The organism is Bradyrhizobium sp. CCBAU 25360, from assembly GCF_028128695.1.
GTDB lineage: Bacteria > Pseudomonadota > Alphaproteobacteria > Rhizobiales > Xanthobacteraceae > Bradyrhizobium > Bradyrhizobium ottawaense.
The window spans coordinates 397,968-411,164 of sequence record NZ_LBJA01000001.1; the positions used below are offsets into that span (position 1 = coordinate 397,968).

General features: G+C 64.9%; 13 protein-coding genes. 6 read left to right on the plus strand and 7 right to left on the minus strand.

Going from position 1 to position 13,197, the window contains the following annotated elements; all coding sequences use genetic code 11:
- Positions 1-1,082: 1,082 nt before the first annotated feature.
- Positions 1,083-1,487, minus strand: a complete 405-nt coding sequence (locus XH81_RS01750; RefSeq protein ID WP_028142664.1) for a hypothetical protein — start codon at positions 1,485-1,487, stop codon at positions 1,083-1,085.
- 303 nt (positions 1,488-1,790) lie between these two features.
- Here XH81_RS01750 and XH81_RS01755 point away from each other — a divergent pair, with 303 nt between their 5' ends.
- Positions 1,791-2,048, plus strand: coding sequence for a DUF2798 domain-containing protein (locus tag XH81_RS01755; RefSeq protein ID WP_026202400.1), 258 nt, complete (start codon positions 1,791-1,793; stop codon positions 2,046-2,048).
- A gap of 7 nt (positions 2,049-2,055) precedes the next feature.
- Here the strand turns inward: XH81_RS01755 and XH81_RS01760 are convergent, their stop codons facing one another.
- The 3 genes from XH81_RS01760 to XH81_RS01770 all read right to left on the minus strand — a co-directional run bounded on the left by XH81_RS01760 (position 2,056) and on the right by XH81_RS01770 (position 5,289).
- Positions 2,056-3,843, minus strand: a complete 1,788-nt coding sequence (locus tag XH81_RS01760) for a chloride channel protein (protein ID WP_028142665.1) — start codon at positions 3,841-3,843, stop codon at positions 2,056-2,058.
- Between the two features lie 8 nt (positions 3,844-3,851).
- A complete protein-coding gene (locus XH81_RS01765; protein ID WP_028142666.1) occupies positions 3,852-4,505 on the minus strand; it encodes an L-fuculose-phosphate aldolase in 654 nt (217 codons plus the stop codon).
- Positions 4,506-4,662: 157 nt separating this feature from the next.
- Positions 4,663-5,289, minus strand: a complete 627-nt coding sequence (locus tag XH81_RS01770) for a MarC family protein (protein ID WP_028142667.1) — start codon at positions 5,287-5,289, stop codon at positions 4,663-4,665.
- An 88-nt stretch (positions 5,290-5,377) separates the two neighbouring features.
- On the opposite strand from XH81_RS01770, the gene XH81_RS01775 reads away from it, so the two are divergent.
- From XH81_RS01775 to XH81_RS01795, 5 genes are all read left to right on the plus strand, one after another.
- Positions 5,378-5,584 carry a hypothetical protein gene (locus XH81_RS01775; RefSeq protein WP_018320686.1) on the plus strand — a complete coding sequence of 69 codons (207 nt, stop codon included), beginning with the start codon at positions 5,378-5,380 and terminating at the stop codon, positions 5,582-5,584.
- A 113-nt stretch (positions 5,585-5,697) separates the two neighbouring features.
- Positions 5,698-6,264: a YciE/YciF ferroxidase family protein gene (locus XH81_RS01780; RefSeq protein ID WP_028142668.1), complete on the plus strand. Its 567-nt coding sequence runs from the start codon at positions 5,698-5,700 to the stop codon at positions 6,262-6,264.
- Positions 6,265-6,470: 206 nt separating this feature from the next.
- Positions 6,471-6,854: an Hsp20/alpha crystallin family protein gene (locus XH81_RS01785; RefSeq protein WP_028142669.1), complete on the plus strand. Its 384-nt coding sequence runs from the start codon at positions 6,471-6,473 to the stop codon at positions 6,852-6,854.
- A gap of 8 nt (positions 6,855-6,862) precedes the next feature.
- On the plus strand, positions 6,863-9,244 hold the full coding sequence (lon, locus tag XH81_RS01790; protein WP_271595648.1) for an endopeptidase La: 2,382 nt from the start codon (positions 6,863-6,865) through the stop codon (positions 9,242-9,244).
- Between the two features lie 5 nt (positions 9,245-9,249).
- Positions 9,250-9,417: a hypothetical protein gene (locus tag XH81_RS01795; protein WP_162832254.1), complete on the plus strand. Its 168-nt coding sequence runs from the start codon at positions 9,250-9,252 to the stop codon at positions 9,415-9,417.
- A 71-nt stretch (positions 9,418-9,488) separates the two neighbouring features.
- On the opposite strand, the gene XH81_RS01800 is transcribed toward XH81_RS01795, so the two are convergent.
- From XH81_RS01800 to XH81_RS01810, 3 genes are all read right to left on the minus strand, one after another.
- Entirely contained in the window at positions 9,489-9,791 is a 303-nt protein-coding gene (locus tag XH81_RS01800; RefSeq protein WP_018320691.1) for an HU family DNA-binding protein, read from the minus strand.
- Positions 9,792-10,147: 356 nt separating this feature from the next.
- Positions 10,148-11,380 (minus strand): acetyl-CoA C-acetyltransferase, encoded by a 1,233-nt coding sequence (locus tag XH81_RS01805; RefSeq protein WP_038973573.1) that lies wholly within the window; start codon positions 11,378-11,380, stop codon positions 10,148-10,150.
- A 256-nt stretch (positions 11,381-11,636) separates the two neighbouring features.
- Complete coding sequence (locus tag XH81_RS01810) at positions 11,637-13,100, minus strand: GH1 family beta-glucosidase (RefSeq protein ID WP_038973574.1); 1,464 nt, start codon at positions 13,098-13,100, stop codon at positions 11,637-11,639.
- Between the last annotated feature and the right edge of the window lie 97 nt (positions 13,101-13,197).

The following is a 13,197-nucleotide window of genomic DNA, read 5'->3' on the forward strand; positions in this document are numbered from 1 at the left end:
GCTGCGTCCGGGGCACGAGAGCGGAGTGTGGCGCAGGCTGTGTCCACATGTCATTGCGACTCCAGTGCACATCCCAGCGGCGCTGCCGTAGGGTGGGCAAAGGCGCATAGCGCCGTGCCCACGATCTCCGTCCATAAGCAACAAGGCGTGGGCACGCTGCGCTTTGCCCACCCTACGAGATCGAGTTTGTGGCACGTAGCTCAGCTCGCAGACACGCCTCTTCGGCCTCGCGGCGGATTTCGCCCGAGCTTTGCCTGGTCTCGCCACCCTCCAATCCAAGAGGGCGCAGGGAAGGCCGGGTGCCAGCTCGCACCCGCGGTCCGCTGCGCGAAAAGCACACGCAGAAAGAACCGCACAGCAGCATACAGGTGGTGCCGATCACTCGGCCTTCCCTGCGCGATGGTCGGACGGCTTATGCCGTGATCTCCCGGGAGCCGACCATTCCTTCTGGCCTCCCTCGCCGTTCGAATTGACGATGCCGTCCACCCGGTTGGGCTCGCGCGCATCTTCGAACAGCTTGACCGTAGCAACGACGGCCAGGACCACACAGTTTTGCCGTACGCACGGCCCGCCATTTCGCCGCAGTTTTTCCAGCCCTGTCGACGAAGCCGGAAACATACAGACGAGACGAACCTAACAGCGCCGCTCGTCCGCACGAAGCCTCGGGCTCGCAGGGACTACCCGCCCTGCCCGCACCTCTCGTGCCGACGCTGCCGCGTCCACCGCAAGCCCGGCTCGCGACAGTGACGACCACATAGTCGCCCCTCTTGGGTGAGCCGGGATGGGCGACACATACGCCGAAACCGAATTTCGGTAAAGTGGAATATTTTTAGCGAAGTGGATTGACAGAGGGCGACACAGGCTCGGTCCCGCAGCCCGGATGGCGCCAACGGGTCGGCGCGAAGCGCCGCCCGATGACAGGCTCCGCGCAATCCGGGACGGTGCGAGACGCCGGGCGAGCGGCCCCGGATTACGCTTTCGCTCCACCCGGGCTACAAGGATACCGACGCATCAAAAAAAGGGCGGCGCAAAGCGCCACCCTTTTCGCGCAACCCATTCCGGGCCGCGTTGAAAACAGCCGCTCAGTAGCCCGGATCGTAATAGAACGGACTGCCGCCGCCGTAATAGCCCTGACCGCCATAATAGCCCTGACCGCCATAGTAGGGACGCGACCCATAATAATAGCGGTTCTCGTAGTAGTCGCGGCGCCGCTGCTCGGCGATCACCCCGCCGATGATACCCGCCGCGGCGCCCATGAAGGCGAGGCCTGCGGCGTTCGACCCGCGCCGATAATAGTGGCGACGCCGGGCTGCGCTGAAATCGGTGACGTCGGAGGAGCCCTGCCCTGCCGTGACGGGCTTCGCTGACACCGCCCCGGGGGACGCCGCAGCCGAGGGCGATGCGGAGGTTGCGACCAATGCCAGGCTTGCGAACGCGGCCAGCACCATGTTGCGGCCGGCTGCGGAAATCATGGGTCTCACAGTCATTTTGACCTTCCTATAATCTTGCCGATGCTCTTGCCAAACGTAGGGATCTGCAAACCGGATTCAATGCGCAAACCGTTGAGATGGTTTCATGTTCGCGGCAATCTGCCACGCTTTGAACGATTGTAAACCGAACGACCAACTCGCAGCTTGAACCATCGAACCTGAGCGGATAATGAACAGCCGCGCCGTTTTTCGGTCGCCGTAAGCGTTTCACGTGAACCAACGCATCAACCGACGCCGTCGGGATCGATGCCATTTGCAGGGTTCAACGTGACCGACGCGTCCTTTTCCAAGAGAAATCAGATGATTGTGGTTCGCAAACTGCCGGCGCGCTATGCGCCGATCGTGATGCCGTTCGTGCTGTCCATCCTCATGACGGCCGTGGTGTCGGTCATTTCGACGCTCCGGAGCTTGGGGGCGACGCCGGCGTTCCTCGCGACCTGGCCGGGCGCCTGGGCGCTGTCCTGGCTGGTCGCCTTTCCGACGCTGCTGGTGGTGCTGCCGATGGTGCGGCGGATCGTGACGCTCCTGGTCGCGGCCCCGCCTCAACCCGGTCGATAGAAGGCGCCTACGACAGCGCGCCCAGCACACCCCTCGTCGCCTTGTCGATCTCCTCGACATAGCGGCGGCGGGCGAAGTTTTCGGTGAGGAAGCCGACCACCTTGCGGCTGTCGGTGGAATCCACCACCGCCAGCATCTCGGCTTCGGCCTCGTCGAACACCGCCATCGCCGACTTCACGTTCATTTCCGGGATCAGCACAATGTCGATCAGGCGGGCGAGCTCGATCACCTGAATGTCGTCGGCGATGGTGTCGAGGTCGCTGGAGAACAGGTCCGGCAGCAGGACCAAGCCTACATATTCGTCGGAATTGTTGACGATGACGATACCGGGCCGCGATCCCAGCGCGAACTCGCGGCGGACGGCGGCGATCGTCGTGGTCGAGGGCACCTTGCCGACGTCGGAGCGCATGAGCCGCTCGACGGTGAGATTGCGCAGCCAGCCGACGTCATTGGCGCTGCGGATGGTCTCGCCGCGCAGATGCAGGCGCCAGGTCGAGAAGGAGTGGCCGAACATGAAGCGAACGCAGATCGAGGTGACGATGCAGCCGGCGAGCACCACGGCGGTGACGTCGACATTGCGGGTCATCTCGAGCACCAGGAACGACATGGTCAGGGGGCCGCCGACGATGGCGACACCGAGCGTCGCCATGCCCGTCAGCATCGCAACCAATGGATCGATGGCGAAGTTCGGGCTGATCAAGAGCAGCACCGCGGCAAAGAACTTTCCGATCAGGCTGCCGACGAACAGCGAGGCGAAGAACAGACCGCCGCGGAAGCCCGAGGCGAGCGAGACCAGGCAGGCTGTCACCTTTAGGGCGATGATCAGCGCGATCAGGCCGATCGTCATGTCGTGAAAGAGATCGAGCACCATGGCGCCATGGCCGGCCGCCAGCACCTGCGGCGTCACGATGGCGAAGCCGCCGACGATGAGGCCGCCGATCACCGGCCGGAGCCAGATCGGCAGCCAGGCGAACAGGCGCTCGAACATCGGCGAGGAGCGCATCACGGCGATGCCGACGCCGCTGGTGATGAGCGCAAGCCCGATCAGGGCCAGATATTGCTCGACGCCGACGGCGCTGACCTTGGGTATCTCCAGCGAGTATGGCGCGCCGCCGAGCCATTGCGCGGTGAGCGCGCCGGCGAGCGAGGCTGCCAGGATCGGGGCCGCGCTGCCGACCGAATAGACGCCGACGATCAACTCACAGGCGTAGAAGGCACCGGTGATCGGCGCGCCGAATGCCGCCGCGATCGCAGCCGCAGCGCCGCAGCCGACCATCAGGCGCAGATCGTTGCGGCGCAGATTGAAGAACTTGCCGAACAGCGAGGCGATCCCCGAGCCAATCTGGGTATAGCCGGCCTCGAGGCCGACCGAGGCGCCGCAGCCGTTGGAGATCAGCGTCTGGCTCGACACGATGACGCTGTCCCGCATCGACAGATTGCCGCCGCGCAGCGCGTTCGCCTCGATCGGGTCGACCGCGTTCGAAATCTTCATCCGACGCCGCGACCACTCCATGATGCCAAGCGAAAGCCCACCCAGCGCCGGCGCGATCAGTGCCGCCCACGGGCTGACGCTCGCGTGGGCCGACAAGTGGACATCGACGGGAATTCCATAGATCACCACGTGCGCGATCTGCGCGATATGCGCCATCAGCGTCACCACCGCCCCGGCCAGCGTGCCGATCACCAGCGCCAGCGGGATCAGATAGAACTCGTTGCTGCGCAACAGAGCGCGCAGCCGAACCATGACGCGGTTAGATCCCTTGCGATCGGTGAGATGTCTGATCCGCGCGAACACCGCCCGCCCTAACCTTCCGACAGGCCGTAGCCGGCCATGCGCTGGCGGACCCGTTCGATCTCCTCGCTGGGGAGCAGCGGCGGTTTCCCGATCTGGAGGCAGCCGTGATATTGCCGCGCCAGCGTTTCGACCTCGACGGCGAGCCACATCGCCTTGTCCAGCGTCTTGCCGATCGCGATCATGCCATGATGGTCCAGCAGGCAGGCAAGCCGCCCCTCCAGCGCCCGCACCGCATGTTCGGACAGCTCCACGGTTCCGAACGTCGCATAGGGCGCGCAGCGGATGCTGTCGCCGCCGGCCGCCGCGATCATGTAGTGCACCGGCGGAATCTCCATGCCCATGATCGCCAGGATGGTGCAATAGGTCGGATGGGCGTGCACGACGGCGTTGACGTCACCCCGTGACTTCAGGATGTCGCGATGAAAGCGCCATTCGCTCGACGGCTTCTGATCGGGCGCATGTGTGCCGTCCATGGCCATGAAGACGATCTGGTCCGGCGTCATGGCCTCATAGGGCACGCTGGTCGGCGTGACCAGGAGCCCGTCCACATGCCGGACAGAGATGTTGCCCGAGGTGCCCTGGTTGATGCCGAGCGCGTTCATGCGCCGGCAGGCGTCGATGATGGCCTGTCTCTTGGCGAGCTCTTCCGCTGTCGTCGACATCCCGATTTCCTGACGATGGGCTTGTTAGACCCGAAGTACGTCAAAGCAATATGGCAGTGCAAGCGAAAGCGGCCCGGATCCGATGCCACCTTGTCGCCCCTCCTGCCAAATCACCAAATGGACGGCAAAATCAACGAATTCACGGATTGTCGCAGCCCTATGGCAGGCTGGTCCTGACCGCCGCAATCCCGTTGATCACGAACTGCACGGAATAGGCGGCGAGCAGCATGCCGAGGACGCGCGAGAGCACGGCATTTCCAGTGCGGCCGAGGGTTTTCGCGATCAGGTGAGCCGAGACGAAGCACAGCATGCAGAGCAGGCAGACCGAGAGCACGACCGCGATGATCACCGCGAGCCTCGCCCCATAGCCGGCGTCGCCCGAAAGCAGCAACGTGGTCGCAATCGCGCCGGGGCCGGCCATCATGGGGATGGCCAGGGGAAACACCGCGACATCGGAGGCGTGCTCGGACGTCGCCTTGTCGGCCTCGCGGGCCTCGCGATGCGGACGATCGCCGAAGATCATCTGGTAGGACACGCCGAACAGCAGCAGCCCGCCGGCGATCTGGAAGGCGGGGATGCCGATCCCGAGCTGGCGCAGCAGCCAGTTTCCGACCAGCGCGATCACCACCAGGATCGAGGCCGCGATCAGCGGTGCGCGCAATGCGATGGTTCGTTTGACCTTGTCGGGCATGCCGGCGGTCGCAGCGAGGAAGGCCGGCGCAAGGCCGACCGGATCGACAACCAGCAGCAGCGTCACGAAGGCGGACAGGGCGAAGTCGAGCATGTGCCGGTGGGGTCCTTGGACGCTGGAACGATGGCTTCCGGGCTGACTTAGCCCAGCAAAGCCGCTTTGGAAATCACTGGAGGCGACAATGAGCGACAGTGGAATCGGAATGCTTCTCGGCCAGCTCTCGGCCAACCTGCTCTGGCTCTGGTTCATCGGGGCCTTCGTGCTCGGCGGGGTCCTCGTCTATGGCGTGATGAAGGCCGGCCACCTCAGGCGCAGCGAGCGGGCGCAGCTCGATCGCAACACCGAGGCCCGACAGCGCCAGGAAGATCCCTACAAGCGCCCGACCTGAACGGTCGCCGCGCGCGCCGGTTGCAGTTTGGAACTTTCGTTCTCCAAACGGCTTTGATGGGCTGAGGATTGGGGAAGGAGATGCCTTCCCGTGTCACCTCAAGAGGAGGACATATGGCTAAACGAGCGAAGAAACGCGCACCCAAGAAGACCACAGCGCGCCGACCGCGTCAGGCGCCGAAGATGCTCAGCGACCTGTTTCTGGAGACGCTGAAGGACATCTATTTCGCCGAGAACAAGATCATCAAGACCCTGCCCAAAATGGCCAAGGCTGCAAACTCGAAAGAGCTCGCGGCCGCCTTCAACAAGCACCTGCGCGAGACCCAGGGCCAGGTCAAGCGTCTGGACCAGATCTTCAAGATGCTGGGCAAGCCTGCACGCGGCAAGCCCTGCGAGGCGATCAACGGCATTACCGATGAGGGCGCCGAGATCATGAAGGAGTTCAAGGGAGCGCCGGCGCTCGATGCGGGACTGCTCGCCGCCGCGCAGGCGGTCGAGCACTACGAGATCTCCCGCTATGGCACCTTGCGCACCTGGGCCGAGGAGCTCGGCATGCAGGACGCAGCAAGGCTGCTTCAGGCGACGCTGGACGAGGAAGAGGCGACCGATCATACGCTGACCGAGCTGGCCACCTCGGTGATCAACCTCGAGGCGGAAGAAGATTACCGCGCCGCGGCCTGACCCGCGCGCCAGCCGATGACGAAACGCCGCGGCCAGAGCCGCGGCGTTTGCTTTTTGGGCCAGAGCCGCGGCGTTTGCTTTTTGGGCCGTAGCCGCGGCGCTTGCTTTTGCGATCGCACGATGGCGCATGGCACGTCAGCGCCACCGCACTGGATTTCCCGGGAACCAGCCCCATATGCAGGCTTTCCCACCCCTGAGCCCGCATCATGCAACCCAAAAATCCCCTCGACTGGATGCTGTCCGAAGCCCTGGACCAGCTGACGCGCGCCGAGCGGCTGCGCCAGCAGTTCGGCCGCCAGGAAGCCTGCTGGGAGCCGCCGATCGACGTGCTCGAAACCGAGCATGAGCTGCTGATCCTGGTCGCGCTTCCCGGCGTCAATCCGGACAATGTCGAGACGGTCATTCATGACGGCGTGCTCGTCGTCTCCGGCCAGCGCACGCTTCCGCCGGAGCTTCGCAACGCCCGTATCCACCGGCTCGAACTGCCGCAGGGGCGTTTTGAGCGCCGCATTGCATTGCCCCTCGGCCGCTACGCCATCAGCCGCTTCGTGATGGACGGCTGCGTCGCGCTGCGCCTCGCCAAATCCTGAGGTCGATCATGGCCACCGAACAGATGAACAACGAACAGACCAATAACGACGTGAAGATCCCCGAAGACGCGCTGATCATCGTCGCCGTACGCGACATGGTGCTGTTTCCCGGCGCGATCGGGCCGATCGCGATCGCGCGGCCGAAATCGATCGCGGCGGCGCAGCAGGCGCTGCGCGAGCAGCGGCCGATCGGCATCGTCCTGCAGCGCAATCCCGAAGTCGATGATCCCACGCCGGACGACCTCTACCGGGTCGCGACCATCGCCAACATCGTGCGCTACATCACCGCGCCCGACGGCACCCATCACATCGTCTGCCAGGGCGTGCAGCGCGCGCGCATCCTCGACTTCCTGCCGGGGACGCCGTTCCCGGCTGCGCGCATCCAGCAGATTACGGAGCCCACCACGACTTCGCCGGAGATCGAGGCGCGCGCGCTGAATCTGCAGCGCCAGGCGATCGAGGCGATCGAGCTGCTGCCGCAGGCGCCGCCTGAGCTCGCCGCGATGTTCCAGGGCACCACCGCGCCCGGCGCGCTGGCGGATCTGGCGACCTCGTTCATGGACATCAAGCCGCAGGACAAGCAGGAGGTGCTGGAGACCATCGACCTCGCCTTGCGCGTCGAGAAGGTGTCCAAGCATCTGGCCGAGCGGCTGGAGGTGCTGCGCATCAGCAATGAGATCGGCCAGAAGACACGCGCCAGCTTCGACGAGCGGCAGCGCGAGGCGATCCTGCGCGAGCAGATGGCGACCATCCAGCGCCAGCTTGGCGAAGGCGACGGCAAGGCGGCCGAGGTCGCCGAGCTGACGTCTGCCATCACCAAGGCCAACATGCCGCCGGAGGCGGACGCGCACGCCAGGAAGGAGCTGCGCCGCTACGAGCGCATGCCGGAGGCCGCCGGCGAAGCCGGCATGGTCCGTACCTATCTCGACTGGCTGATCGAGCTGCCCTGGGCGCTGCCTGCGGAGAAGCCGATCGACATCAAGGAGGCGCGAGCCATCCTCGACGCCGATCATTTCGGCCTGGAGAAGATCAAGGGCCGGATCATCGAATATCTGGCGGTGCGCAAGCTCGCCCCGCAGGGCAAGGCGCCGATCCTGTGCTTCGTCGGCCCGCCCGGCGTCGGCAAGACCTCGCTCGGCCAGTCCATCGCGCGTGCGATGGATCGCCCCTTCGTGCGCGTCAGCCTTGGCGGCGTGCATGACGAAGCCGAGATCCGCGGTCACCGCCGCACCTATATCGGCGCGCTGCCCGGCAACATCATCCAGGGCATCAAGAAGGCTGGCAGCCGCAACTGCGTCATGATGCTGGACGAGATCGACAAGATGGGCCGTGGCGTGCAGGGCGATCCGTCAGCGGCCATGCTGGAGGTGCTCGACCCCGAGCAGAACGGGACGTTCCGGGACAATTACCTCGGCGTGCCCTTCGACCTGTCGCGCGTGGTGTTCATCGCGACCGCCAACATGCTGGACCAGATCCCGGGTCCGCTCCTGGACCGCATGGAGCTGATCAGCCTTGCCGGCTACACCGAAGAGGAGAAGCTGGAGATCGCGAAGCGCTATCTGGTGCGGCGGCAGCTCGAGGCCAACGGTTTGACCGCCGAGCAGGCCGAGATCGAGCCGGAGGCGCTGAAGCTGGTGGTCAAGGGCTACACCCGCGAGGCCGGCGTGCGTAACCTCGAGCGCGAGATCGGCAAGCTGTTCCGGCATGCCGCGGTGCAGGTCGCCGAAGGCACGACTGCGAAGGTGGTGGTGACGCCGAAGGACATCGCCACCGTGCTCGGCCAGCCGCGCTTCGAAGGCGAGATCGCGCAGCGCACCAGCGTTCCGGGCGTGGCAACCGGCCTTGCCTGGACGCCTGTCGGCGGCGACATCCTGTTCATCGAGGCGTCCCGTGTGCCCGGCCGCGGCGGCATGATCCTGACCGGCCAGCTCGGCGAGGTCATGCGCGAGAGCGTGCAGGCTGCGCTGACGCTGGTGAAGAGCAAGGCCACGCAGCTCGGCATCGATCAGTCGGTGTTCGAGAAGAGCGACATCCACGTTCACGTTCCGGCGGGCGCAACCCCGAAGGACGGACCGAGCGCGGGCGTTGCAATGTTCACGGCGCTGACGTCCCTGCTCACCAACCGCACGGTGCGCAGCGACACCGCGATGACCGGCGAGATCTCGCTGCGCGGCCTGGTGCTGCCGGTCGGCGGCATCAAGGAGAAGGTGGTGGCGGCCGCGGCGGCGGGCCTGAAGCGGGTGATGCTGCCGGCGCGCAACAAGCGGGACTATGACGACATCCCGAAGAGCGCGCGGGACAACCTCGACTTCATCTGGCTGGAGCGCGTCGACGAAGCCATCGCCGCGGCCCTCGAGCCGGTCGATGCGAAGGTCGAAGCGGCGGAGTGAATGCGATGAAGAAACTGCTGGAGAAAGCGAAGAGTTCGCGGACAACGCAGCGGCTGCGCCAGTTGCTCGATCGCGCGATCGACCGAGTTCGCGATGGGCTGGCGGCGCCAGGACTAGGTTCAAGACCGCGGCTTCAACCCATTCCGGTCCGGGTGAAGCGCCGCAAGGGTTGAGCCCTCCGTCTCAGGCCCTCGCGGCTGCCCCAATCAAAAGGCCCCCTCCGACCGAGGGGGCCTTTGCGTTGTTAGCCCACGGCGTCCTTGGCCGCCTTGACCGGGCGGGCGCGGACGATCTTGCGGGCCGGCTTGGCCTTGAACATCATCTCTTCACCCGTGAACGGGTTGGTGCCCTTGCGCGCCTTGGTCGCGGGCTTCTTGATGACCACGAACTTGGCGAAGCCCGGCACCAGGAACAGGCCGTTCTTCTTGAGCTCCTTGTGACCGACGTCGGTCAGCGTCTCCATGACGTTCTTGACGTCGCGCTTGGAAAGCTCGGTGGCGGTCGCAATCTTTTCGATCAACTGCGATTTGGACATTTGGGTTGGCATCGTGTCTCCTCTGATTCGTTGCCGGTTGCATATTAGACCAACCGGCGAAGGCCTATAGCCTTCTGCACAGTTTTGTCGCGGTTTTACGGGCTTTTTTGGCCCTCAGCGGCAAAAAACCCTGCTTTTTAGCGACTTCCGGAGCGGGAGAAGCCTCAGGCAGCGGATTTTACCTTGTTTCAAAGGCCCGCACGCAACCTTGCTAAAGCTGATTCGCCGCTTTCGACAAGCGACGAGGTGCCTCTTTGTGCGCGGAGGAGTGCGTTTCGCCCTAGAAAATAAGGCTAGATCGTCGCGTTGTGGCGTCTCACCTGCTCCCTCACCCTATTGCCACAGGGGCGCGGCGAGCTTCGCTCGCGCTAGATGCGCTCGATGATGATGGCCGGCGCCATCCCGCCGGCGGCGCACATGGTGACGAGACCACGCTTGAGGTCGCGCCGTTCGAGCTCGTCGAGCACGGTGCCGATCAGGATCGAGCCGGTGGCACCGATGGGATGGCCGAGCGCGATCGAGCCGCCGTTGACGTTGACCTTGGCGCGATCGAGCTTGAGGTCGCGGATGTATTTTTCCGCCACCACCGCGAACGCCTCGTTGATCTCGAACAGGTCGATGTCGTCGACGGTCAGCCCCGCCTTCGCCAGCACCTTGCGCGTCGCCGGCACCGGCGCGTTCAGCATCAGGGTCGGGGAGTCCCCCATGTTGGCCATCGCGACGACACGGGCGCGGGCTTTGAGGCCGTGCGCCCTGGCGTAGGCGGGCGAGGCCAAGAGGATCGCGGCGGCGCCGTCGACGACACCGGAGGAGTTGCCGGCGTGGTGCATGAAGTCGATTTCGAGATCAGGATATTTCTGCAGGATCAGGCCGCGATAGGTCGTGCCCTTGTCGTCGAGCGCATAGTCGGCAATCGCCGGAAAGGCCGGCTTCAGGCTGCCGAGGCCCTCCATCGTCGTCTGCGGCCGCGGATATTCCTCGTGGTCGAGCGCAAGGCTGCCGTCCTCGCGGTGAACCGGCACGAGGCTCTTCTTGAAGTGGCCGTTCGCGATTGCGTGCGCGGCGCGCTTCTGGCTCTCGAGCCCGAGCGCGTCGACGTCCCTTCGCGTGATGCCTTCGAGCGTCGCGATCGCATCCGCGCAGACGCCCTGATGCGATTGCGGATGCCGCGCGCGCAGGCGCAGATTGCCAGAGTCCATCATCATCGGGCCGCCGCCGCGGCGTCCTTCCATCGACATCATCTCGCAGCCGCCGGCGATGACGAGATCTTCCGCGCCCGCCATGATCGAGGATGCCGCCATGTTGACGCTGGTGATGCCGGAGCCGCAGAAGCGATCGAGCGTCACGGCGCTGGCGCGCACGTCATAGCCGGCATCGAGCGCCGACATACGGCCGAGATCGCCGCTTTGCGTTGCGACCTGCGCACTGCAGCCCCAGACGATGTCCTCGACATCGGCGGTGTTGATGCCGGTCCGATCAGCGAGCGCGCGCAGCACGGTGGCGCCGAGCTGCTGCGGATGAATGCCCGAAAGCGCGCCCTTGCCGGCCTTGCCGACGCCGCGCGGGGTCCGGCAGGCATCGATGATGAGTGCATCGGTCATTGGCGTTGTCCTCTTGTTGTGGGTTGTTGAGAGGCGTTTTCAATCAGGGGGAGATGGGAGTCAATGCACGGCATTCCTTCGCCTCTCCCCGCGTGCGGGGAGAGGCCGGATTTTACGCGCAGCGGAAAATTCGGGTGAGGGGGAGCTTCAACAAGGACGATGGCAGATGGACTCGCGGATAGAGCCCCTCACCCCTGCCCTCTCAGCGCGAGCGAAGCTCGTCGCGACCCCGTAAGAACAGGGAGAGCAAGAAGAGCTACGCACCCGCCGCGTTCTTCGCGATCACGTTGCGATAGAAGCTGGCGCTGAGTTTCGGCGTGCGGACCTGGGTGTCGAAATTGACGTGGTACAGCCCGAAACGCTTGTTCAGCCCATATACCCACTCGAAATTGTCCATCAGGCTCCAGAGGAAATAGCCGCGCACCGGGACGCCTTCGGCGGTGGCGCGCTGGAGCTGGGCGAGATAGTTGCGCAGGTACATGATGCGGTCGGTGTCGTAGATCTTGCCGTCCGGCGTGACGACGTCATCGCCGGAGGCGCCGTTCTCGCTGATGTAGATCGCATCCGTCTTCCAGATCTTTGCCGCCAGCTTCGGCACCCAATAGAGCGTCTCCGGCCCGACGCGCAGCCAGTCCGAGTTCATGTGCGGGAACGATTTCGGGATCGGCAGCGGCATGAAGCCCGCGCCCTGGTCGGAGGCCACCACATAGTTCTGCGGCGCGTAGATGTTGAGGCCGAGGAAATCGACCGGCGAGGAGATGATCTTCAGCTCCGCATCGGTGTATTTCGGCGCGTTGGGGCCGGCGAATTTCAGGAAGGCGTCGGTGTAGCGGCCCGTCATGATGACGTTGAGATAGCCGGCATTCATCTCGCGCAGTGCGATCTCCGCGGCACGGACGTTCTCCGGCGTGTCGATCGCGGGCGCGCAGGCATCGATGTTCTCGGCCGGCCCCACTCGGGTGCCGCGGCGGCCATGGGCGCGCACCGCCTGCACCGCGAGCCCGTGCGCGAGCGCGCTGTTGTGCCTGATCTGGTTGACCTCGGCCTGCGGCAGCGTCACGCCCGGCGCGTCGATGCCGATGCCGTAGCCGAAATAGACGAAGCGGCCGCTCTCGTTCAGCGTGAACACGTTTTTGACACGGTCAGTCAGATGCTCGGCGACATAGGCGGCGTAGTCGCCGAAGATCTTGCAGGTTTCCGTCGAACGCCAGCCGCCGAAGCGATCCTGCAGCGATTGCGGCAGATCCCAGTGATACAGCGTCAGCCACGGCTCGATGCCGTTCTTCAGGAGCTCGTCGACGAGACGATTGTAGAAGTCGAGCCCCTTCGGGTTGGGCTTGCCGTCGCCGTCCGGAAACAGCCGCGGCCAGGCCACCGAGAAGCGATAGGCCTTGCAGCCGAGCGCCTTGATGAGCGCGATATCCTCCTTGTAGCGGTGATAATGCTCATTGGCGCGGTCACCAGTGGTGCCGTCCTCGATCTTGCCGGGGATGCGCACGAACTTGTCCCAGATCGAGGCCCCTCGCCCGTCCTCGTTGACCGCACCCTCGACCTGATAGGACGAGGTCGCCGTGCCCCAGACAAAGCCCGCCGGAAAACCGCTGCCGCTGCGCGGCATGGCTGCCGGCCTGGCCTCGACGAGATCAAGCGGATTTGTCACCCCGGCTGCGGACAACCCCGCGAGCTTCGCAAACCGGCGACGCGAGACCTTGTCCGACATTGATGCTGCTCCGCTTCTCTTGGTTTTCGGCCCGGCACAATGAACAGTTCGAGGCCATTTGAGAAGCGCGTCCGGGAGGACCCAGATCCAGCAAACG